Source organism: Niastella sp. OAS944 (assembly GCA_024809215.1).
GTDB lineage: Bacteria > Bacteroidota > Bacteroidia > Chitinophagales > Chitinophagaceae > Niastella.
This window is the reverse complement of sequence record JANUBW010000001.1, coordinates 2,727,364-2,751,334: the sequence shown is the minus strand read 5'-3', so window position 1 is coordinate 2,751,334 and position 23,971 is coordinate 2,727,364. Positions and strand designations below refer to the sequence as shown.

20 protein-coding genes are annotated in these 23,971 nt (G+C 43.0%); 10 read left to right on the top strand and 10 right to left on the bottom strand.

Features of this window, described 5'->3' with window-relative positions; translation table 11 throughout:
• Positions 1-404: 404 nt before the first annotated feature.
• Entirely contained in the window at positions 405-2,210 is a 1,806-nt protein-coding gene (locus GGD38_RS10620) for a peptide MFS transporter (RefSeq protein ID WP_375298016.1), read from the bottom strand.
• 919 nt (positions 2,211-3,129) lie between these two features.
• On the opposite strand from GGD38_RS10620, the gene purD reads away from it, so the two are divergent.
• Positions 3,130-4,410 carry a phosphoribosylamine--glycine ligase gene (gene purD, locus GGD38_RS10615; protein ID WP_375298017.1) on the top strand — a complete coding sequence of 427 codons (1,281 nt, stop codon included), beginning with the start codon at positions 3,130-3,132 and terminating at the stop codon, positions 4,408-4,410.
• Positions 4,411-4,502: 92 nt separating this feature from the next.
• Positions 4,503-5,561, top strand: a complete 1,059-nt coding sequence (locus tag GGD38_RS10610) for a tryptophan 2,3-dioxygenase (protein ID WP_375298018.1) — start codon at positions 4,503-4,505, stop codon at positions 5,559-5,561.
• Between the two features lie 71 nt (positions 5,562-5,632).
• Here GGD38_RS10610 and GGD38_RS10605 read toward each other — a convergent pair whose 3' ends face one another.
• Positions 5,633-6,229: an alpha/beta fold hydrolase gene (locus GGD38_RS10605; RefSeq protein ID WP_375298019.1), complete on the bottom strand. Its 597-nt coding sequence runs from the start codon at positions 6,227-6,229 to the stop codon at positions 5,633-5,635.
• Positions 6,230-7,062: 833 nt separating this feature from the next.
• On the opposite strand from GGD38_RS10605, the gene GGD38_RS10600 reads away from it, so the two are divergent.
• The 6 genes from GGD38_RS10600 (at position 7,063) to GGD38_RS10575 (ending at position 13,881) form a co-directional block, all read left to right on the top strand.
• On the top strand, positions 7,063-8,088 hold the full coding sequence (locus tag GGD38_RS10600; RefSeq protein ID WP_014223005.1) for a rod shape-determining protein: 1,026 nt from the start codon (positions 7,063-7,065) through the stop codon (positions 8,086-8,088).
• An 86-nt stretch (positions 8,089-8,174) separates the two neighbouring features.
• Positions 8,175-9,029 (top strand): rod shape-determining protein MreC, encoded by an 855-nt coding sequence (gene mreC, locus GGD38_RS10595; protein ID WP_375298020.1) that lies wholly within the window; start codon positions 8,175-8,177, stop codon positions 9,027-9,029.
• A complete protein-coding gene (locus GGD38_RS10590) occupies positions 9,026-9,559 on the top strand; it encodes a rod shape-determining protein MreD (RefSeq protein ID WP_375298021.1) in 534 nt (177 codons plus the stop codon). Before mreC ends, GGD38_RS10590 begins: the two co-directional genes overlap by 4 nt.
• A gap of 92 nt (positions 9,560-9,651) precedes the next feature.
• Positions 9,652-11,739: a penicillin-binding protein 2 gene (gene mrdA / locus GGD38_RS10585; RefSeq protein ID WP_375298022.1), complete on the top strand. Its 2,088-nt coding sequence runs from the start codon at positions 9,652-9,654 to the stop codon at positions 11,737-11,739.
• On the top strand, positions 11,736-13,073 hold the full coding sequence (rodA, locus tag GGD38_RS10580; RefSeq protein WP_375298023.1) for a rod shape-determining protein RodA: 1,338 nt from the start codon (positions 11,736-11,738) through the stop codon (positions 13,071-13,073). Before mrdA ends, rodA begins: the two co-directional genes overlap by 4 nt.
• Positions 13,074-13,143: 70 nt before the next feature.
• Positions 13,144-13,881 (top strand): MBL fold metallo-hydrolase, encoded by a 738-nt coding sequence (locus GGD38_RS10575; protein WP_375298024.1) that lies wholly within the window; start codon positions 13,144-13,146, stop codon positions 13,879-13,881.
• Positions 13,882-14,058: 177 nt separating this feature from the next.
• On the opposite strand, the gene GGD38_RS10570 is transcribed toward GGD38_RS10575, so the two are convergent.
• From GGD38_RS10570 to GGD38_RS10560, 3 genes are read right to left on the bottom strand one after another with little or no spacing between them, the layout of a single operon-like run.
• Positions 14,059-14,490: a hypothetical protein gene (locus GGD38_RS10570; RefSeq protein ID WP_375298025.1), complete on the bottom strand. Its 432-nt coding sequence runs from the start codon at positions 14,488-14,490 to the stop codon at positions 14,059-14,061.
• 7 nt (positions 14,491-14,497) lie between these two features.
• Positions 14,498-15,598 carry a hypothetical protein gene (locus tag GGD38_RS10565; RefSeq protein ID WP_375298026.1) on the bottom strand — a complete coding sequence of 367 codons (1,101 nt, stop codon included), beginning with the start codon at positions 15,596-15,598 and terminating at the stop codon, positions 14,498-14,500.
• 34 nt (positions 15,599-15,632) lie between these two features.
• Positions 15,633-16,184, bottom strand: a complete 552-nt coding sequence (locus tag GGD38_RS10560; protein WP_375298027.1) for an RNA polymerase sigma factor — start codon at positions 16,182-16,184, stop codon at positions 15,633-15,635.
• Between the two features lie 188 nt (positions 16,185-16,372).
• On the opposite strand from GGD38_RS10560, the gene GGD38_RS10555 reads away from it, so the two are divergent.
• Complete coding sequence (locus tag GGD38_RS10555; RefSeq protein ID WP_375298028.1) at positions 16,373-16,960, top strand: hypothetical protein; 588 nt, start codon at positions 16,373-16,375, stop codon at positions 16,958-16,960.
• A 123-nt stretch (positions 16,961-17,083) separates the two neighbouring features.
• Here the strand turns inward: GGD38_RS10555 and GGD38_RS10550 are convergent, their stop codons facing one another.
• The 5 genes from GGD38_RS10550 to GGD38_RS10530 all read right to left on the bottom strand — a co-directional run bounded on the left by GGD38_RS10550 (position 17,084) and on the right by GGD38_RS10530 (position 22,255).
• A complete protein-coding gene (locus GGD38_RS10550) occupies positions 17,084-18,043 on the bottom strand; it encodes a transketolase family protein (RefSeq protein WP_375298029.1) in 960 nt (319 codons plus the stop codon).
• Positions 18,044-18,186: 143 nt separating this feature from the next.
• The gene (gene galE, locus GGD38_RS10545; RefSeq protein ID WP_375298030.1) at positions 18,187-19,242 is read right to left on the bottom strand and encodes a UDP-glucose 4-epimerase GalE; all 1,056 of its coding nucleotides are present in this window, start codon (positions 19,240-19,242) and stop codon (positions 18,187-18,189) included.
• Between the two features lie 210 nt (positions 19,243-19,452).
• On the bottom strand, positions 19,453-20,322 hold the full coding sequence (rfbA, locus tag GGD38_RS10540; protein ID WP_375298031.1) for a glucose-1-phosphate thymidylyltransferase RfbA: 870 nt from the start codon (positions 20,320-20,322) through the stop codon (positions 19,453-19,455).
• 203 nt (positions 20,323-20,525) lie between these two features.
• On the bottom strand, positions 20,526-21,602 hold the full coding sequence (locus GGD38_RS10535) for an anion permease (RefSeq protein WP_375298032.1): 1,077 nt from the start codon (positions 21,600-21,602) through the stop codon (positions 20,526-20,528).
• Positions 21,603-21,637: 35 nt separating this feature from the next.
• Positions 21,638-22,255, bottom strand: coding sequence for a DUF47 domain-containing protein (locus GGD38_RS10530; protein ID WP_375303803.1), 618 nt, complete (start codon positions 22,253-22,255; stop codon positions 21,638-21,640).
• Positions 22,256-22,610: 355 nt separating this feature from the next.
• Between GGD38_RS10530 and GGD38_RS10525 the strand changes: the two genes are divergently transcribed.
• Positions 22,611-23,933: a porin gene (locus GGD38_RS10525; protein WP_375298034.1), complete on the top strand. Its 1,323-nt coding sequence runs from the start codon at positions 22,611-22,613 to the stop codon at positions 23,931-23,933.
• The last annotated feature ends 38 nt before the right edge of the window (positions 23,934-23,971 follow it).

Genomic DNA, 23,971 nt, shown 5'->3' with positions numbered 1-23,971 from the left:
TTGCTCTCACTTTTTTTCACTATAAGACCTTTTTATATGCAGCAAACTTAGTAGAATCTCTATTCTTATTGAATATGCAAACATAGGAAGTTGACAAGGCTTTAATTTCAAGCTCGCGACTTTTGGCAGTCCTCAAAAAATACGAAACACATTATAAAATAAATACAAAAAGGCTCCCGATCACCGGAAGCCTTTTGGTATTTATTAGGTTCGCTATTTATAGCGAGCTTTTGAATTTTGTATTCCTTGTCAACATGTCAACTTGTTAACTTGTCAACCTCTTGTTCGTACCATAAAGTTGAATTTCCCAAGTCAACTCGTTAACAAGTTAACTCGTCAACTAATCGCGAGCTGCGAAATTGAAATACCTCTATCAACTCCATCAACTCTATCAACTTTTCAACCTACCTAACTCCATGCATCATCTTCTTCAACAGCGGCGTCAATGCATATAATAATGCAGCGGCGGCAACGCAAAGAACCACAAACACCATAAAGAACTCATACAGGTTATGAATGGTGAAGCCGGCAAAGGTGGGGTAAGTAACAGGTATTTTCTTCTCAGCTAAAAAGGCCAGCTGCTCAGTTGTTGGTTGAATGGTTTTATCGAGAACGCCCTGCAGATTAATGCCTTTTTCAGAAGCAGTTTGAAATTTATCGCCAGTAGGTGGTAACAGGGCGCCCAATGTACCGGTCAATGCATAACCAGCAGCATTACCAAGGAACCAAACACCCATTAATAATGAACCAAAGCGTTTAGGGGCCAGCTTGGCAACAAGCGATAGACCAATGGGCGACAAACAAAGCTCGCCCCAGGTATGTAACAGGTATAATATAACAAGCCATATGATACCGATCTTATCGGTGATCTGTAAACCTTTTACCTGGGTAGCAATTATAAAATAACCTAATCCAATAAGGGCCAAACCAATTGCCTGTTTTACGGTAGAGATCGGTTCTAACCCCTTACGTTGCAGTTTCAGCCACATTACGCTAAATGGCAGCGCGAAAACAACAACGAAAACACCGTTAAAGATCTGCACCATACTGGGCGGCATCAACCAGCCAAAGATGCGGGTATCGGTTTGTTTTTCGGCAATAAAGGTGAGTGAAGAACCCGATTGTTCAAAAGCCGACCAAAAGAAGATCACGAAAAAGGCCACCACATATAAAACCAATATACGCTGGGTTTCAACACGGGTAAGCGATTTATCGGTAAGAATGAATATGGCCAGGCTTAAACCGGCTGCATATATAAAGGGATATACGTATGTTTTTATGGGCGACAGGGCCAGCGCGCCAAAGTAAGAGGAGAGACCCGTTTTACCTTCTATTAAAGGATATTTAATAGAATCCCAGGAAAGGTATTGAATGCCGAAGTAAAATATTACCAGTAAACCAAACAGCAATACAACCGATTGTGTAGTGAATTTAGCTTGTGAAGCTTCGCCTTCATGAACGGCGTTTTTGTCGGGTTTGGCGCCAATGGCTTGGCCGGTTGGCGTAACTACATATTTGTTCTTTAAAAAGAAGAAAATGATAGTGCCCAACGTCATGGCAATACTGGCAGCCAAAAAGCCCCATTTAAATGCGGTAAGGTCACGAACGATTTTAGTGGTGCCATCGGCCTGCTGAACGTTGGTAACCACATCACCAACAAGCGGGCAAATAAACTGGCCTAAAATAGCGCCGAGGTTAATACCCATATAAAATATGGTGAACGCACTGTCGAGTTTGCTTTTTTCTTCTTTGGAATACAGCTGCCCAACCATAGATGAAATGTTGGGTTTGAAAAAGCCGTTACCAAATATTTGTAAACCCAGCGAGGCCCACATAAGGGTTTTGGCTGTTTCGAGGTTGCTGCCAAAAGTGCTGGCACTTGCAAAAAGCACCAATTGACCAAGGGCCAAAACAGCGCCGCCTAACAATATACAGTTCCTGTTGCCCAGGTATTTGTCGGAAATATAACCACCCAGCATTGGGGTGAGGTAGCAGAGGCCCAGGTAACCCCCATAAATAATAGAAGCATTTTCATCGCCCATCATAAGGGCCTGGGAGAGGAAAAGCGCCAGTACGGTACGCATTCCGTAGAAGTTGAACCTTTCCCACATTTCGGTGGCAAACAGCACGCCCAAACCTTTCGGGTGCCCTTTGCGCGGGACTAAATCGTGTGGTAATACGTCGGGGTTAATTGTAGCAGTTTGAGCCATACAATGTCATGTTGTTTTTGTTTTTTAAATCAAGCAATTCGTTAGCGCAGTATTTAACGGCCCAAAATAGCGATATTTTCTATACGGCTAAAAAATGAATGGCCTATAGCTTAGCCAATTTTAGCGTTTTTTAATCCTTTTTTTGCAGAAAAGGGGATTGTCTGAATGCCCCCGTGCTGGGTGCAATTGCCGGTTGCCTAATTGAACCCATTCCGGCATTAAACATGTATTAATAACACCTTTTTTTGAATTCATTATGGTCATTATGAATTCAAAATTTGAAATAATGAAATCATTATAGCTATAATTGTTTTCATGATAGCCATCTTTGTTTTCATTATGGTCATAATGATTTCATTTGTCGCCATCTTTGTTTTCATTATAGCCATCATGAATTCATTATTCGAAATTTTAAAATCATTATAGCTATAATTGTTTTCATGATAGCCATCTTTGTTTTCATTATGGTCATAATTATTTCATTTATCGCCATTTTTGAAATCATTATAACCATCATGAATTCATTATTTGAAATTTTAAAACCATTATGGCTATAATTGTTTTCATGATAGCTACAATGGTTTTCATTATAGCCATCTTTATTTCAATTATGGGCATTTTGCTTTCAAAATAGGGGGCTTTAAAACCATTGTTGATCATTATGGTGTGCTGAAGGGGCATCTTTGCTTTCATGACAGCTGCCCTGGAGTTTATAACAGCTGTAATAAGATCAAAATTACCTTAATGCATTTGCATAACCCTGATTTATAACCAATTATGGTCATATGTGGGTATAAAATGTGCATTTTTAAAACAACGATGGTAATTTTTGATTCAAAGAAGCGGGTAATTAAAATTCATTAACTCCCCCCGAATACCGAAATTCGCCGCGGCTAAAACTACTTCACTATTTATTATCATGAATATATTATTACTAGGCTCCGGCGGCCGTGAACATGCACTGGCCTGGAAACTCGCTCAAAGTAAACAATGTGACCAGTTATTTATTGCGCCCGGCAATGCCGGCACATTGCAGTATGGCACCAATGTAAATCTTTCAATTACCGACTTTGAAGCCATCAAAAAGTTCGTACTTGAAAAAGGCATTTCGTTGTTGGTGGTGGGGCCCGAAGAACCGTTGGTAAAAGGCGTAACTGATTTCTTTAGGCAGGATGAGCAACTGAAACAGGTGGCTGTTATTGGCCCCTCGCAGTATGGCGCCCAGTTGGAAGGCAGCAAGGCCTTTGCAAAAAAATTCATGATCCGCCATGGTATTCCCACAGCTGCGTACCGCGAGTTTGATGAATCGAATTATGAAGAAGGAATTCCCTATTTACAGCAACATGCTTTGCCCATTGTGTTAAAGGCCGATGGACTGGCTGCTGGAAAAGGCGTGCTTATTTGCCAAAGCCATGTTGAGGCCATTGCCGAATACGAGCTTATGTTACACCACAGCAAGTTTGGCGATGCCAGCAAAAAGGTGGTGGTAGAAGCATTTTTAGATGGTATAGAGCTCAGTGTTTTTGCACTAACCGACGGAAAAGATTATGTGTTGTTGCCTGAAGCTAAAGACTATAAAAGAATAGGAATGGGCGATACCGGTTTAAATACAGGTGGTATGGGTGCCGTAAGCCCCGTGCCTTTTGCCGATGCCGCATTCATGAAAAAGGTTGTTGAAAAGGTGGTTGAACCTACAATACGCGGTCTTGAAAAAGAGGCTATTGATTATAAAGGATTCGTGTTCTTTGGCCTCATAAAGGTGGGCGATGAACCGTTTGTAATTGAATATAACTGCCGCATGGGCGATCCTGAAACCGAAGTAGTGATGCCCCGGTTAAAGACCGACCTGGTTGAATTGTTTGTAGCTACAGATAAAGGTCAGTTAAACACAATTAAAATTGAACAGGATGCCCGTTACGCCTGTACGGTAATGGCCGTAAGCGGCGGTTACCCCGGTTCGTACGAAAAGGGTTTTGTAATTGACGGGTTGAACAATCCTTTACCAGCCGATAGCCTGGTATTTCATGCCGGTACAACCCAAAAAAACGGCGACGTGGTAACCAGTGGTGGCCGTGTACTTACAGTAACCTCCTATGGCAATACCGTAAGTTCGGCCGTGGTTAAATCAAGGGAAGTACTGCAGCACATTTCTTTTGAAGGAATGTACTACCGCCAGGACATTGGTTTCGAATTTGAATAAAAACGCTGAACGTAAAACGCTTAACGCCGAACGCGCACTGCTCCGCGACATTTAGCGTTAGGCGTTTTGCTTTTCAGCATCAAGCCTATACAATGAAACAAGTACACTACAGTGATTATCTGCAACTAGAGAAAATACTAAATGCTCAAACTTTAGAAAGTGACCTGCTGCAACAACATGCACACGATGAAATGTTGTTCATTGTCATTCACCAAACCTATGAGCTTTGGTTCAAACAACTGCTTTTTGAAATTGATTCGGTAGCGGGTATAATGAAGAACCCCGTTAACGACAACTCGCCCGAGCTGCAAACAGTGGTACATCGCTTTAACCGGGTGGTAACCATTTTGAAAGTGCTGGTTCAGCAAATTGATATCATGGAAACCATGACGCCTATGGATTTCCTCGATTTCAGGGATATGCTTCGTCCGGCCTCGGGCTTCCAAAGCTGGCAGTTTAAATTGGTAGAAGCCAAGCTGGGCCTCAAGTATCAGCACCGCCATGGCCAGGAATACTATATCTCACAATTGCGACAGGAACAAATTGATATCATTCGTAAGGTAGAAAGTGAGAAGTCGTTCATTGAACTGCTGAATGCCTGGTTAGAACGGATGCCGTTTTTTGAAGAAGAAGCTAACTGGAAAAACTACAAATCGGTACTGCCATCGCCCGTTCGCCAAATGGCCAATGAGGCCTGGGGGCCTTCGTTTTGGGTTGACTACCGTTACATTTATCTCACCGGTTTGGCCGAAGCAGAACAAGACAACATTGAGTTTTTTGATGCGGTATTTTCAGATGAGTCTGCATCTGCCGAAAGACATTTATCGCCCAGGGCCTGCCGGGCGGCGCTTTTCATTATGCTATACCGTGGGTATCCCATTCTGCAATTGCCATTTCAGTTATTGAACGGTTTGTTAGAAATTGATGAACAACTGAGCACCTGGCGTTACCGCCATATGAACATGGTGCACCGCATAATTGGCACCCGTATAGGTACCGGTGGCAGTACCGGCCGCGAATACCTTAAAGGCGCGCTGGACAAACACTATATTTTCGCCGAAATAGCCCGTCTTACCAGCTTCCTTATAGAAAGAAGAAAGTTGCCTGTTCTTAGCCATGAAATGGAAAAGCGGTTGGGCTTTGTTGGTTAAGTAAGTTATTGTTGCCGGTTACCAGTTACCAGTTACCGGGGCCTGGTAACCGGTTTTCCGGTAACTGGTAACTAATTAAATCTTGCCGCCTGCGATATCTTCCTGTATGGTTTTGAAAAGAAGTCGGCCACTATTTGGTTGAAGTGATCTTTGTAAACGATTGGTGTACTATGCCCCGAATTGGGCAATATCCATAAGTATGCGTTGGGAATGTTTTTATAAATAAGCATGGTGTGTTCCTCTCTTATTACGTCGTGGTCGCCGCCAATTACCAACGAAGGGCATTTTATAGTTTGTATTGACGCCAGGGGAATATGTGGCTCTTCTATCAGCAGTCTTATCAGTTTCCATTGATTCTTTTGTACCTCTGTTTTATTGGCATTGTTCTTAAGTGGTGTATATTCAGGTTTCACCATGTCAATAACTTCCTGGTAAACCGCGGAGGTATCGGGCCACAGGTTGGCGCCTGTTGTAGCCAGTTTTTTTACTTTTTGCGGATGTCGTATGGCCAGTAACAGGCCATTAATGCCGCCGTCGCTCCAGCCAATTACAAAGGCCGAATCAATTTTCATTGCATCGAGCAATGCGGCATAATCATCGGCCATCATTTCATAACTAAGCGAGTCGCTTTTGTCGGCCGACTTACCCTGCGCCCGGCTATCGGCCACAATGACTTTGTATGGTACACTTCACAATACATTTTAAACCCTCTGATATCGTAATACTTTCCTGCCTGCTTATTGTTGCCATAAGGAATAGCTGTGGCGCGGGCGCTGGCAGGTTGTTGGCAAAAAGCAGGAGTAAAGGCTGCTGCTACCAGTAAAAGGGAGATGGCAATTTTTCTCATTGTTTGATTGTTAGTTGGTTAAAATGAATCCATGTCAAATTAGTGGTTTAGAAGAAATGTAGAAATAACCACTTTCGGGAATATTGGGCAGAATGTTGGGTAGTATAAATATATGAAAAAAAGCAATTTTAGTAACTGATCGTTTATATAATAGCGTGGCCTTATAAGTTGGAAACGCAGTGCCGGCAAGGGTTACAGCAATTGTCAAAAGTTAAAGCGAAGGGTGGGCCAATGAAAATTACACGCCATTTGGGTAATAATACGCATAAGGGGCACATGTAAATAATACGGCGGTAACAAGTAGGATGGGGAAGTGGTTCGCGAACATGCAAAGCTTCAACCAGCGCGGGATACGGGTTGAAAAAACAATTTAAACATTAGGCAACAATTAACGTTTGAGTATAACGTTAGATGAATAACTTTTCCAGCGTTTTGATTGACTAAAAAAGCTATTGGATCGCAGGATAAGATATAATACAGAATAGCAATACACGGCCTTCCGCACGGGTTTGGTGGCGGTAAGCAGTAGCAACAGTAAGCGAATACTGTACCAGAAAAAAAATACTTGATCCTGTAAAGGTTGTGCTTTGTTAATTCGAATTATTTGCTTCAATTTTGCATGCATTACATTCAATCCAAAATCTGACCTTCTAAATGGGCTTATTCAACTTTTTCACCCAGGAGATTGCCATCGATCTGGGCACTGCCAATACCCTAATCATACATAATGACGAAGTAGTGGTGAATGAACCGAGTATTGTTGCGCTGGACCGGAACAACCCCAAAACGGTTCTGGCGGTAGGGAAACGGGCGTTGATGATGCATGAAAAGACCCATGAAAGCATCCGCACTGTTCGACCACTGAAAGACGGCGTAATTGCCGACTTCAACGCAGCAGAATTGATGATCCGGGAAATGATCAAAATGATCTATCCCAAAAAGCCATTGTTCCCACCGAGCTGGCGGATGATGATCTGTATACCTTCAAGTATCACAGAGGTAGAAAAAAGAGCGGTGCGTGATAGTGCCGAGCAGGCAGGCGCCAAAGAGGTGTACCTGTTGCACGAACCTATGGCAGCTGCCCTTGGTATTGGAATTGATGTAGAAGAACCTGTTGGTAACATGATCATCGATATTGGTGGTGGTACAACGGGTATTACTGTAATTGCCCTGGCAGGTATTGTATGTGACCAAAGTATCCGTATTGCCGGGGACGAATTCACAGCCGACATTATGGAGGCCCTGCGCCGTTATCATAGCTTGCTGATCGGTGAACGCACTGCCGAGCAGATCAAAATAAACATCGGTGCGGCGATGAAAGATCTGGATAACCCACCAGATGATATTCCTGTAAACGGTCGTGACCTGGTAACCGGTATCCCCAAACAGATCATGGTGAGCTACCAGGAAATTGCCGAAGCGCTCGATAAAAGTATTTTCAAAATTGAAGAGGCTATCTTAAAAGCGCTTGAAATGACCCCGCCCGAGCTGGCTGCGGATATTTACAGACGCGGTTTATACCTCACCGGCGGCGGAGCCCTGCTGCGCGGTTTGGATAAACGCTTAAGCCAAAAAATTAAATTACCTGTGCACGTGGCCGACGATCCTTTAAAAAGTGTTGTACGCGGTACCGGCCTGGCATTGAAGAACTACGATCGCTATCCATTTGTGATGCGTTAATTAGTGCTTCACTTTTCAAAATTGTAGAAATCCTGTATGATCTGATAAGACCTAACAGGATTTTGTAATTTTCTAAATCTCTACAGGTGCGTAATATTTTTCTCTTCATCAGAAGGTACTTCAACTTTGTATTCTTCGTGGTGCTGCAGGTTGTGGCCCTGTACATCTTATTTCATTATAATAAGTTTCATGAAGCTGTTTTTTCGGGCGTAGCCAACGAATTAACAGGCAATATTGGTGGCAAATACAGCAACGTTACCAATTACTTTCATTTGAAATCGACCAACGACCAGTTGGCCAAGGAAAACACCGAGCTTCGTAACGCTTTGTTTTCCAACTTCACCCGGCCCGATACTTCACAAAGAACAGTGCAGGATACCGTGCCTTACGATACCCTGGGTCATTTTAGAAAATACAAATGGCGCGACGCACGCGTGGTAAATAACTCAGTTAGCCTACCCAATAACACCCTTACCATTAACAGGGGCTCAAACCAGGGTGTACAAAAAAATATGGGGGTTATCAGCTCACAGGGCGTAGTAGGGGTGGTGATCAATACCAGCAGCAATTATGCAGTGGTAATGAGCTTGTTACATCGCCAAACAAAGATCAGTGCCAGCCTTAAAAAAACAGGGGAAACAGGTCAGGTTTCCTGGGATGGAACCAGCCCTTTGTTTGTTACCCTAAAACATATACCCAAAAGCGCACCAATAGCAAAAGGCGATTCAATTGTTACCAGTTCATACGCCTCCTATTTCCCGCCGGGTGTATTGATTGGTACAATAATGGATGTTGTTGACGACAAATCGAGCAGCTTTTATACCTTACGAATAAAGCCAGCCACTAACTTTTTTAATGTGCAGTATGTTTCGGTGGTAGAAAATATGCTGAAAGATGAGCAGGCAAAGCTGGAAGAAGAAACAAATAAAATAAACCAATGAGTGATCTGGTTCGTAATACGGTGCGTTTTGTATTGTTCATTCTGGTACAGTATTATGTATTGTTCCAGATTCGTCCTTTGCACGAGTTTGTAGTGCCTTACATTTATTACCTGTATGTTCTTTGGCTGCCATTTACCATGGGCCGCATGAGCCTCATGTTGGTAAGCTTTTTGTTCGGTTTAACGTTAGATTACTTTACACAAACGCCCGGTTTACATGCCGCCGCCTGTGTAATGATCGCCTACCTGCGTGGGTTCGTTGTAAACATCCTTATTCCGCAGGAAGGTGCCGAGTTAAACTATAAATCACCCTCCCCGGTTAGCATGGGTTGGGCCCCTTATGCCGTTTATGTACTTGTTTTAACCCTTGTACACCACATCTATCTCGTATTGCTTGAATGGTTGCAATTTGGATCGTTTCTGTTCTTTCTTGGAAAAGTGCTGGCCACATCGGGTATCAGCTTAATGCTGGTGCTCATTACCGAGCTGTTGTTCTTTAGAAAGGAAAAGTTCAGAACAAATACTGCTTAAAAGCCGAAGGTTAAAAAGATTTAACTTCGCATACAATAAATTAATCAATTTTTCTTTGGTAATTAGTAGTGCAGTAATGTACTTTAAGTCCTATGTCTGTATTTAACCAGTCAAGAAGTAATATAATTCGCCTGATATTCCTTGGACTCTTCCTCATTATCATAGTTCAGCTATTTAACCTTCAGGTTATTCAGGGCAAATACAAACAATTGGCCATGGATAATGCGGTGTTTCCCAAGGTAAAATATCCCGACCGGGGTATCATATACGACCGGAAGAACCGGCCTATCTTAAATAACACCATCATGTACGACCTGGTGGTAGTGCCCAATGAGGCAAGGAAGACCGACACGTTTGGCCTTTGTGAAATATTGGGCATAGATACCGCCGAGTATAGAAAACGTATTATTGAAGCACGTATAAAAAACGGCCCTTACCGCCCTTCTATCTTTGAAGACTTGTTGGAACCGCTGCTGCAGGCCCGGCTCGATGAGAACCTGTGGAAATTCCCGGGTTTTGCGCTGGTAGAACGTCCGGTTAGGGTGTACCCCTTTAATGCGGCAGCGCATATTATGGGTTACATTGGCGAGGCCGATTCAGGCATCATTAAACGTAGCGGCGGTTACTACCATATGGGCGACTATGTGGGCCGTAACGGTTTGGAAGCTTATTACGAAAGAGTATTGATGGGACAACGCGGTGTTGAATTTTTGCTAAAAGACAACAAGAACCGCCTGGTTGGTAACTACGAAAAAGGGCGCTACGATACACCCGCTGTACGTGGCCGTAACCTGAATACATATATTGATATAGAACTGCAACAGCTGGCCGAAAAACTCATTAGTGGTAAAATGGGCGCTGTGGTAGCACTTGATCCTAAAACAGGTGGTATACTGGCCATGGCTTCGGGCCCCAACTTCAACCCAAACAGCTTAACGGGTCCTAACAAGCAAAAGAACTATGCCAGCATGGTGCTCGATGTATCGGCTCCATTGCTCAACCGCGCTATTAAAGGACAATACCCACCGGGCTCAACCTATAAACCAATTGGTGCATTGATTGCGCTCGATGAAGGGGTTATTAATCAGAATAGCGGCATTGGTTGTACCGGCGCTTACTATGGTTGTAACAAAGTGGTGCGTTGTACCGAGCACTGGCAGGGCCACTCAGCCAACCTGCGGTTATCAATAGCCTGGTCGTGCAACTCCTTCTTCTCCGATGTATTTAGAAAAACAGTTGATAACCCCGCATACCATAGTTCACGCACCGGTTTGGTTAAATGGACAGAATACATGCATGCGTTTGGTTTGGGCCATCGTGTTGGTATTGACCTGCCAAGTGAAGACGGCGCCAACGTACCCGATACTACGCAGTACGATAAAGAGTATCGCCGTTCGTGGAACTCCTGTACCATGGTAACCCTTGGTATTGGCCAGGATAAACTAACAGTTACTCCATTGCAAATGGCCAACTCCATGGCCATTATTGCCAACAAAGGATATTATTACATTCCACACTTTGTAAAGAGTATTGAGAACGAGACCGGGCAGGATACGGTAATGAAGAAATACCGTCAAAAGCACGAGGTCTTGACCCACATCCCTAACGATGTATTTGATATTGTACAGGAAGGTATGCAGGATGTGGTTGAGAACGGTACTGCAAAAGTGGCGCGTATACCTGGCATTAGTATTTGTGCTAAAACAGGTACAGCCGAAAACAAAACAGTGCTCGATGGCAAAGTGATACAGCTGAAAGATAACTCCATGTTCGTTTGTTTTGCTCCGCGTGAAGATCCCAAGATCTGTGTGGCGGTAGTTGTACAGAACGGTGGTTTTGGCGCTACCTGGGCGGCTCCCATTGGCTCGTTCCTGGTGGAGAAATATCTTACCGATAGCATCAGGGCCGAAAGAATGCCCGATGTTAAACGGATATCCGAAGCCAACATTATGCCTGAATACCTTAACCGGTTACAGTATAAAACCGATTCTATTCGTGCCTGGAAATGGTTTAACATAACCAAAGACAGCAACTACATCAAAAAGTACATGCCCCATGGCGGTAAAAAAACTGCCGTGTTGCCTGCTCCGGTTGCTGGTGTGAAACATGCAGAGAAGGACCAGATGATCAATAAGAATTTATATGCAAAACGATCCACGACCGATAAAAGAAATCCATGAACAACCAGCGTAATCCTACCATCTCGAAAGGGGTTGATTCAACCCTTATCTGGCTCTATTTACTCCTGGTTGCGATCGGGTTAATGAGTATTTTCTCAGTAACCTATCACGAAGGGGACGATGTACTGCGCAGTTTTCTGAATTTTAAAACAAATTACAGCAAGCAGCTGATCTTTTTTGCTGCCTCGCTGTTGATCGGTTTATTCATTCTGCTCACCGATAGTAAATTCTTTACTGCCACAGCTAATATCTGGTATGCGTTCGGTATACTGCTCATGCTGCTGGTATTTCCATTTCATACCAATATCAAGGGAACGGAATCTATTATTAAATTAGGCGGCTTTAACTTACAACCCGCCGAATTAATGAAGCTGTTTGTATGCCTGGCCCTTGCCAAATACCTGTCGCGGGTTGAAACAGATTTTAATAAAACCAGTTCACACCTCATGGCGGCTGGTATATTGGTGCTGCCTGCCCTCATCACTATTGCGCAACATGAAACAGGTTTGGCGTTGGTGTTCTTCGCCTTCTTTCTTGTGATGTTTCGCGAAGGTTTGCCTGCCGGTTACCTGGTAATAGGTTTTTCACTGGCGGTATTGGTGGTTGCCACGCTGCTGGTTGATAAAAACGTGCTGGCTATTGTGTTAACCGCCATTGCCATTGTTGCTATTTATTTCGGCTGGCGTATTACCCGCCAGCGTCGCGAACTTATAATTATTGTTGCAGTGGTATGGGCAAGTTGCGTGGGCGTACAACGCTTTGCGGTACCATTTATATTTACCCATGTTTTAAAAGGTTACCAGGTAGAACGCATATTCTCGCTCATTGGCCGCGAAAACCCTTACGCCAAATTGAATACGGTAGAGGGAGATGAACCGGTAGCTGTTAAAAAAGATACCGATTATAACGTACGCCAAAGTAAGATCGCAATTGGTTCGGGCGGCTTTATAGGCCGTGGATTTTTGAAAGGTACCCAAACCAGGTTCGATTTTGTGCCTGAGCAAAGTACCGACTTTATATTTTGTACTATTGGCGAAGGCTTTGGCTTTTTGGGTAGTTTGGCTGTGTTGGGTATTTACATCTTTTTACTATTGCGCATTGTTAATATAGCAGAGCGACAGCGAAGTGTATTCAGTCGCTGTTATGCCTATGGGGTAGCCTCTGTATTCTTTTTCCATATTGCCATCAATATTTGTATGACCATTGGTTTGGCGCCTGTAATTGGTATTCCTTTACCATTTATAAGCTATGGGGGTACTTCATTGATTACCTTTACAACCATGCTGTTCATATTAATAAGGCTCGATGCCGACCGTCAAATGGTATTGAGATAATGTGATAATTTGCTAATGAGATAATATGCTTAATGAATGCATGTGCCATATGGATTTAAAATGAATAAAAATGAAAGTTATTCCGCTGAGTGAAGGCACGTTTACGATAGATAAAACGAAACAGTTTGTTCCTTTCGATACTGATACAGATGATCTGCAGGCACGCCCCGTTGGGAGTTTACTGGTAGAAATTCAACCCTTTGTTGTTATTACTTCCGACGATGTATTGCTTATAGATACCGGACTGGGTTTTTCCAATGCGAATGGCCAGTTGCAATTACATCAGAATTTGATGGAGAATGGCATTAATCCCGGTGAAATTACCAAGGTATTAATGTCGCATTTGCATAAAGACCATGCTGGTGGCGTGGCCATGGGCACTGGTGAAAACCGGCAGCTAAGCTTTCCGCAAGCCCGCTATTATATACAGAAACAGGAAATGGATTATGTATACGAAAAGGGGTTTCCTTCATATATACCTGAAGAACTTGACATTTTAAAGAACGCACCACAGGTAACCTGGCTTAATGGCAATGGTGTTATTGACGGTTATATTAAATACGAAATAACCGGGGCACATAGCAAGTTTCACCAGGTGTTTTGGATTGTTGATGGCGGTGAAACGGTATTCTTTGGTGGCGACGATGCACCGCAACTACAGCAAATGCGCAGCCGCTTTATAGCCAAGTACGATTATGATGGTAAGAAGTGTATGGAGTTACGGCAGGAATGGTGGGAAAAGGGTGAAAAAGAGAAGTGGAGGTTTTTATTTTACCATGACGTCAAAAATCCAACCTGGGAGTTTTAATCAATAGGCAATGGACAATAGGCAATAGGCAATAGACTCCGCACTTTTAGAATGCTGATTTTATTATGTCATTTCAAAATACAGCCGACCTTGCCAATTGCAGATTGCCAATTGACAAAAAAGGCCTGCCCTGGAAAGGACCGGCCATTGCTAACCTATGAAAAACACCTAGTTTAATCAATTATTCCGGAAAGGTTGTTTTCGATTCTCCATGCGTTGCATGCGGCGTTCCATCAACTCTTTTTGTACGCCGGTACCGAATTCCTTCTCGGCCTTGAAAAATGTATTTACTTTTTCAGAAGTAAGGGCCTTACCAAATTCGCCGTTATACTTCTTACGAATGTTTAAGATCTTTTCTTCTGTGTTAATTTCACCTTCTTTGTTGTGACGAGCATCTATCCTGGTTTTTCTGATCTCACCTACATACTGGTTGTATATGGGCCAGAACTTCTGTGCTTCATCGGTGCTGAGGTTTAATTTTTTAGTGAGATAAGCGATCTTCAACGCTTCAATGCGGCTTCCTGCGCCTTCTTTTCCATCATCATCCTGGGCAACGGTAACAACCGATGCACCAAGCGCTATCAACAATATGAGTAGAATTCGTTTCATGGCTTAATTAATTCGTTTGAATGTTTTTTAAAGTGCTGTACTTTTCGAGGTACACCTGCAGGTCTTCATCAGTTACATCGGCCAGCATATCCTTCATGTCATTGGCATCGAGCTCTTCAGCTGTTGTTGAAGCAAGAGCTGCTGTTTCTGCCGGCGAGGATGTTTGGTTCTCGAGGTACTTTTGCAAGGTTTCATCACTAAGGCTATCGAGCTTATAGGCTAATTCAGGAGTGGGTCCATCTGGCATAACCACGCGGCCCTTACCTAAAAACATCCATCCTGCAGTTACTATAAGACCAGCTACCACTGCGGCTGCAGCATACCGTAATACGCGGCGGGTAAAGCTCATTGATACCACCTTAGCCGGTTGTTCTGCTTTAATGGCTTTCATTACCTCACCAGGCAACTGATTGAAATAGCCGGCCGGTACTTCATACACCATTATTCTTTTAAGCCCCTGCATCAATGGCGACAGATTTTCAAGCTCTATGTTCACAAAGTCAATAGCCTGTGCGCCTGCAACAGCGTGCTCGCTTACCTCATTAAAATAACCAGCTGGTGTGCTAAAAGGCATCTTCTTGCCTAACTGGCTAAGCAGTGGTGATAATATTTCAAGCTCTTCATGAGCGCTATCTGTAGCTGTTGCCTTAACCCGGTTAAGAATGGTTTCGGGTAAACTATCGAAATATCCCTGCGGTACCTGGTAAGGATTATTGTTAGCTTGTTGTAGGGCCGAAGAAAGCGATACTTCTTCCCCTTTTACACGTTGCAGAATATTATCGGCCAAACCTTCAAAGTAACCTTGCGGTACTTCATAAGGATTGTTATTAGCTTGTTGTAAAACAGGAGAAAGCGATGCTTCTTCCCCTTTTACCCGTTGCAGTATATTATTAGCCAACCCCTCAAAATAACCTTGCGGTACCTCGTAAGGATTGGTTGCTTTTGGCAAAACAGAAGAGGTTTCATCGGCTTTCGCCAGCTGTAATATCTGGTTTGCCAACCCTTCAAAGTACCCGGCGGGCACAGTGTAGGGGGCCTGGCCACTGATGTCAGCTACCACCGGGCTTATTTCCCTCAATTCTTTTAATATGTTGTTCCTGTTTTCCATTGCACCAACTGAGACGTAATTTGTTAATTAAAGTTTAATGATTAAGGATATAATCCTCAATTTTTTTGACCGCATGGTGATAGGAGGCTTTCAACGCTCCTTCTGAGGTTTCCAGCACCTGACTCATTTCCTCGTATGGCATTTCATCATAGTACCGCAAAGAAAATACAACCCTTTGTTTTTCAGGTAATTGCTGGATAGCCAGTTGTAATTTCCATTCCAGTTTATTAGGGTCGAAATGTTTATCGGCCTTGATCTTGTTCTCCAGTCCGCTTTCCACATCACTTAGCGATACGGAGCTTCTTTTTTTCTGCTGCTCCAGGTAAGTGAGGCATTCATTGGTAGCGATGCGATACAACCAGGTATACAACTGGCTGTCTTCCCTAAAATTCTCCAGTCCATTCCATACCCTGATAAAAACATTCTGTAATACGTCGTTCGCGTCTTCGTGTTCAACCACCATACGACGGATATGCCAGTATAGTCTTTCCTGGTATTTACGGATTATAGCCGTATAGGCTTTTTCTTTAGTGGCCGGATCGCGGAATTGCATCAGCAATTCACTGTCTTGCATGGTCACCGACATAGGTTAGCTGTTTTCTGTGAATAAATATTGGAACCTGCCCAATGTGTTTAGTTTAAACGCCTCAACAAATATATTATGATAAGGTAATGATCAGGCGTTTAGGAAGTATATTAAAAAGTTTATTGTGTTAATAAAGCTGTTAAATATCGCACCTAAATTAGTACCATTGTACGTTTAAACCCTGTTTTATGAAATATCCGCAACCTATGCCTGGCGAAGAAAGAGATGATCCTTTTTTCTATATGAAAGGCGCTGAAAAAGCTTTTGTCGAATTTGTAAGACAGCTAATGCAAAAGCAGTCGAAAGGCTTTATCAGCGAAAGCGAACATGGAAAGATATATTCTTTTGAAACCTATTTGCGCGAAAACGGCCGTTCCGAAGAGGAAACTGCCGGTTATTGCAAATATGCAAAGGCTGTTAATTTGTTAGAGAAAACAGCTTCAAAAGCCCGGAGTTTTCAAATTGTTATTGAGCGGGGGTTCCTTAAAGGCTTACTGGTATTAATTGGGATTGGGTTTGCTGTATCTCTTATCGTTTATTTACTGGTGGCAGCCGTGTTGTCGATATTCGGAGTTTCATTGTGGAGCATGAAAGGTTTTTTTGCCTTTACATCCATTGGAACAGTACTAGTAGTTGTGCGTATGTTTCTGAAACCGGCAAAGAAAGGGAAGAATGGAGAATTGGGTAAACAGGCCGCACCATTGTTTGTAATAAAGTATTTCGATAATGACGAGCTCACTTTTACCAAAGCAAAGAGTAGATTATTTGCAGAATAGCGAGTGGGGGAGTGGGGGATAGGAATAGCTGATGAGCAATCGTAAATTAAAAATGGCCGGTAGAAAGTAGCATTTAAGGGAGTTCCCCACTAGCCACTTTCTACTAGCCACCAGCTATTTTAATTATCCTTTTCTTGCAATAACTTTTTTGGCTGCTTCAACGATGTTTGGTGTATCCAAACCGTATTTCTTCAGCAGTTGCAATGGTGTTCCGCTTTCGCCAAAAGTATCGTTGGTACCAATATACTCAATGGGAATAGGGAAGTTTTTAGATGCAGTTTGTGCAATAGCATCGCCTAAACCACCAATGATATTATGTTCTTCAACCGTAACAGCGCAACGGGTTTTGCGAATTGATTTCAGTATCGCTTCGGTATCGAGCGGTTTAATGGTGTGAATGTTCACCACTTCAACGCTAAGGCCTTGTTCTTCCAATATACGGCCAGCTTCAATGGCTTTCCATACCATGTGACCGCATGCGAAGATGGAAACATCGGTTCCTTCGCTAAAGAATTGTGCTTTACCTATTTCAAATTTTTGATCGGCAGCTGTAAAAATGGGCCATGATGGGCGGCCAAAACGCAGGTATACAGGGCCAACATATTCAGCAACTGCAATGGTAGCAGCCTTGGTTTGGTTGTAATCGCAGGGAACGATCACTGTCATACCAGGCAACATTTTCATTAAGCCTATATCTTCAAGGATCTGGTGTGTAGCACCATCTTCACCCAGGGTTAAACCGGCGTGTGAAGCACAGATCTTTACATTTTTTCCAGAATAGGCAACTGACTGACGGATCTGGTCGTAAACACGGCCAGTAGAAAAGTTGGCAAAGGTGGTAGTGTAAGGAATTTTTCCTCCAATCGTTAAACCGGCGGCAATACCTATCATATTAGCTTCGGCAATACCCACCTGAACATAGCGCTCGGGAAACTCCTTCATGAACTGGTTCAGTTTCATTGAACCAGCCAGGTCGGCTGTTAATGCTACTATATTCGAATTCTTACGGGCTGCTTCCACAATACCATCGCCAAAACCGCTGCGGGTATCTTTTTGTCCGGTTACCTGTATTTCTTTCAGCATTTAAAAAAATTTGGTGGTGCAAAGTAAAGCCAAAAACATAAGTTGGAAAAGTAAGAACTTCAGAAAAGCCAGAAAGTCTGAAAGAATTTTGCCATATACTGGTATTCTTTCAGACTTTCCTGCTTTTTAAGCTATTTAGACCATTAATTCAGATCGGCTGGCTTGCTCTGGTAAAAACTGGCATCGGCTTTAAGGCGTTGCTCCCATTTCCAGGCGGTAGCCATCATATCGTCGAGATTATATTTTGTTTCCCAGCCCAGGGTATTGCGGGCGTGGTCGTTATTGGCGTAAATGGCAATTACGTCGCCACTGCGGCGGGGTCCTATTACGTAATTGAGTTTTACATTGCTCACTTTTTCAAAGGTTTTAATGGCTTCCAGTACCGAAACGCCGTTGCCTGAGCCCAGGTTAAACACCTCGCAGCGCTGGGTGCTTTTGCCATCCTGTAAATATTTAATGGCCAGCGTATGTGCGTGGGCAATATCGCATACATGAATATAATCGCGAATACATGAGCCATCGCGGGTTGGGTAATCGTCGCCATGCACATTCATTACTGGTATTTTGCCAATAGCTGTTTGGGTAATGGCGGGTACCAGGTTGGCGGGTTTACCAATAGGCAATTCTCCTATAAGTATAGAAGGGTGGGCGCCTACCGGGTTAAAATAACGTAACAGAATGCATTTTGACGGGTTGGCCTTTGAAAATTCGTTGATGATCTGCTCGCCCATTTGTTTGGTATACCCGTACGGCGATTCGGCCGGTTTGGGTGGCGTAGCTTCCGTTACGGGAATTTTATCGGGATTGCCATATACCGTACAGGATGATGAGAAAACAAAATGGGGAATGTTGAATTCCGCTACACATTTCAGCAGATTGATCAGCGAAAACATGTTGTTTTCAAAGTACAGTAAAGGTTGTTCTACCGATTCACCTACTGCTTTATATGCAGCAAAATGAATGATACCAGTGATGTCGGTATTTTCCTGGAAGATGGCAAAAGTGTCGTCAAAATCGCACAGGTCTACCTTATAGTTCTTTATTTTTTTACCCGTAATTTTTTCAATTCCTTCTAAAATGCGGGGTGTTGACCGGGAGTTATCATCGACAGAAATTACTTCAAAGCCATTTTCTATCAGGTCAACAATGGTGTGAGATCCAATATAACCACATCCGCCTGTAACCAGAATTTTGCTCATTGTATCGTTTTATTTTAGATCGTGAATGTTCTTGAATCAATTTGCAATTGGCAATTTGCAATTGGCAAGAAAAATCAATTGGCAATATGCAATTGGCAAATGCGGTCTATTTTCCATGACGCGCTATAAGACAAAAACCTCACTTATAATAAATTATTTTTGTCTATTGTCAATTGCCTATTGTTTATTGCCCGTTGCCTATTCTATTGCCTATTGGTTTTCTTTCAGCACATTCATAAGATATTGTCCATAACCACTTTTTAATAATGGTTGGGCTACGGTTATCATTTGTTCTTTTGTGATAAAGCCTTTGCGATAAGCAATTTCCTCAATACAAGCGATTTTTATGCCTTGTCTTTGTTCAATTACCTGCACAAATTGAGAAGCCTGCATCAGGGAATCGAAGGTGCCGGTATCTAACCAGGCGGTTCCTCTGTCGAGAATGGAAACTTTGAGCTTCCCCCTGCGAAGATATTCTTTATTTACATCGGTAATTTCATATTCACCACGGGGGCTTGGTTTCAGGTCGCGGGCAATTTTTACCACCTCATTATCATAAAAATACAAACCTGGCACGGCAAAGCTGCTTTTGGGCTGGGTTGGTTTTTCTTCTATTGAAATAACTTTGTTGCTCTTATCAAATTCTACCACACCATATCGCTCGGGATCGCTTACATGATAAGCATAAACAATGCCTCCATCGGGTTTATTGTTCTTAGACAGTTGTTCGCCCAGGCCTGAGCCATAAAATATATTGTCACCCAAAACAAGGGCTACATTATCGTTACCAATAAAGTCGGCGCCAATTACAAATGCCTGTGCCAGCCCGTTGGGAACTGCCTGTTCGGCATAGGTGAAACGTAAACCTACTTTTGAGCCATCGCCCAATAATCTTTTAAACTGGGGAAGATCGTGTGGAGTTGAAATGATCAAAATATCCTGAATTCCCGCCAGCATTAATGTCGACAGCGGATAATAGATCATGGGCTTATCATAAATAGGCATGATCTGTTTACTGATAGCATATGTAATTGGGTGCAACCGTGTGCCTGAGCCACCGGCTAAGATGATTCCTTTCATGTCAACTATTGTTTATATTCAAAGCAAAGCTCTAAGGCTTCGTAAATTATGCCAAAGTAGCAAAAAATCGGTTGGATTTCAAAAACCAAAGTAGAAAGAGAGCGTTGCAATCGTATGCTTACTGTGAAAATTGCTAAGAAGCAGTCATAAAAAAGGGAGTATGACAATTAATATCATACTCCCTTTTTTATAATATAAATATATTAATTGGCTGCGGCAGGATCAATTAGCTTCAAAACATAATATACAAGTGCGGCAAGCAAACCACTTACAGGAATGGTAAGTATCCATGCCCATAGGAGGTTAATAGAAACGCCCCAGCGTACGGCCGATAAACGTTTGGTCATACCCACACCCATAATAGAGCCTACAATGGTATGCGTGGTACTCACGGGTACGCCCAGTCCTTGCGAAACGCCATAGAGCGTAATGGCGCCGGCGGTTTCGGCAGCTACCCCTTCAAGTGGAGTAACCTTGGTGATCTTGGTTCCCATGGTTTTAATAATACGCCAGCCACCCATCATGGTTCCTAAGCCAATACACAGGTAACAGGTAATGGGTATCCAGTCGGGCACATGGGCATAGGTGCTATGCCCCTTGGCGTCTATTACTTCCTGTATGTGGGCCCATTTGGGAACAGGCATACCGTGTTTTGTCATCCAGGCGCCAAATACCACCATCGAAGCAGTAATGATACCGATAACTTTTTGAGAGTCGCTACCACCGTGGCCCAAGCTAAAGGCGGCGGAAGATATCAACTGTAAACGGCGGAACCATTTATCTGCCTGGTAGGGATTGGCCTTTCGGCAGAGGTTGACTATTATGACCGTTATTATAAATGCTACCAGCATACCAATAAAGGGCGCCAGTACAATGAACAGCATGATAGTAAAGATGGTTCCCTGGTTTATAACATCAAAGCTGTGTGCGTGAGCAACGGCAGCCCCGGCAAAACCACCAATAAGCGTATGGCTTGAACTGGAAGGAATACCAAACCACCAGGTGAGCAGGTTCCAGAAAATGGCGGCTATAAGGCCGGCCATAATTACATATAAGTTAATGGAATCGCTGTGTACGGTTTTGGCAACAGTGTTGGCTACTTTCAGGTCAAATATCCAAAAGGCTATGAAGTTGAACATGGCTGCCCAAACTACCGCCTGAAAAGGAGTGAGTACCTTGGTTGAAACAACTGTGGCTATAGAGTTGGCAGCGTCGTGAAAACCATTGATCAAATCGAAAGCCAGTCCGAGTATAATAATTACAACTAATAATGTAAGCATTGCGCAGCGGTTAGGTAAAAAACAGGGCCTGTCTGTTACGCGTATTTAATAATGATAGATTCGATAACGTTACCGGCATCTTCACATTTATCGGTTACAATTTCCATTACCTGGTAAATTTCCCGCTTTTTGATCACCTCTTTTGCATCTGGTTCGGTTTCAAAAAGGCGGTCGATGCTCATATCAAAGATATCATCGGCCTGGTTCTCGATGCTGTTCACTTTAACAAGTGCATCGGTGATCTGGCGCATATCACGCATATCGCGTAATTGCAATACGGCATTTTTTATTTGCTCGCAACCCTGATCAATAAGATCGGCCATTTTTTGAATGCCCTGATCGTTGGGATTTACTTTGTAGAAATTGATCTTTTTAGCCGATGCGAAAATATAGTCGGCAATGTCATCCAGTGCGCTGGCGAGGTAGTGAATGTCTTCACGGTCGAAGGGGGTAATGAAATTCCGGCCGAGCTCAGTAAAGATCTTGTGGGTGAAATCGTCATTAACATGCTCCAGGTCTTCAATCTGAGCAATCAATGCAGCTCTTTTGTCGAAGTCGGGTTCGGTAACCACTTCCTTCATCACTTTACCCATTTTGGCCACAGTGTGGGCAACCTGTTCAAATAAGGAATAGAAAATCCTATCCTTCGGCATGAAAATCTTCATTATTGAGTTTAAGCCCATTTACCTTAAAATTTGTGGCAAAAATAGAACTAATACAATAGGATAAAAAAAAGGGCACCTCGGTAATAATTACTTAACACAAAGATAATATTCGCCGGGATAAGGCTGTTATTTTGTTTAAGGAACTGATTACCAAAGGTTAAAAAAACTGTTGATTTCCTAATAACTATATGGTCTGAGGCATAAGGCCCTTAATTCTCAAATTCTTAATAAAAATATTATACCAGTGTTTACCTGTTGATGTAGTATACCCCTAATGCGCGTTATGAAGAATTAATGGTAAGGTAATAATTGCTTAATATTGCCACCCCAAAAAACTGCTATAATGCCTTCTCAATGTTTCCAGGTTTCAGTTCTACGCAAATTAATTGTTGTGTTGTTTTTGCTGGGCGCTGCCCAATTGGCTAAAGCCCAGTTTCTCACCGATATGATAGATACCACCACCAACCTGGGAAAGGGTATGTTGCAGATGTATAAAAAATTCGATCGTATCTATTTCACGGGTTATGTTCAACCCCAGTTTCAGGTTGCGCAGTCGAAAGGAATTCAAAGTTTCAGCGGTGGCGATTTTGCACCCCATTCCAATAGCCGTTTTTCAATGCGGCGGGGCCGCATCAGGCTCGATTATGTTCATATGAACCCCAATGACCAGATCTCCCTGTACTTCGTTTTTCAATTTGATGGCAGTGAGCGGGGCGTTTTTGTACGTGACATCTGGGGGCGCATATTTGAAAATAAATGGCAGGTACTTCAATTTACTGCAGGTATGTTTGCCCGGCCATTTGGTTATGAAGTGAACCTGGGCTCCGCAGACCGCGAATCGCCTGAACGGGGAAGAATGTCGCAAACATTAATGAAGGTTGAACGCGATTTGGGCGCCATGGTATCTTTTGAGCCTCGGCCTCCTGGTCATCCCTTACATTATTTAAAGATAGATGCGGGCTTTTTCAATGGCCAGGGGTTGAACGCTACTCAGGAGTATGATTCTTATAAAGACTTTATTGCCCGTGCAAGTTGGAAACCTTACCCGTTAAACAGTCAGTTGCTGATCTCGGGCGGGTTATCGTATTTCAACGGCGGGTTGTTCCAGAACACCAAGTACTCTTATGAAATAGCCGATGAAGGCAATAGGAAAGTATTTATTGTAGATTCTTCAGTAGAAAACATAGGCCGCAAAGCACCGCGTAAATATTATGGCGCCGATATGCAGTTAAAGTGGAAGCATAAAAAAGGCGCCACTGAGTTAAGAGCTGAATACTGGCGCGGAACTCAAACGGCATCGGCCGGCACTTCAGAAACGCCGCCAACATTATTACAGGAACCTTATTATATACGCAAATTTGATGGCGCCTTTATTTACCTGCTGCAAAATGTTGTAAACAATAAACACCAGGTAGGGCTTAAATACGACTGGTACGATCCCAATACAGAAGTGAAAGAAGAAGAGATTGGTAAAGACGGAAATAATATTAACGCTACCAATATTAAGTATACTACAATAAGCGCAGGTTATAATTATTCAATAAGTGAGAATGTGCGGTTGATGTTATGGTACGACTTTGTAAAGAACGAAAAGACTTCACTCGCCGGCTACACCAGCGATATAAAAGACAATGTGTTTACTGCGAGGTTGCAGTTTAGGTTTTAAGCAATAAGATATCGTACCAAATTTTAGAAAAGCTGCCA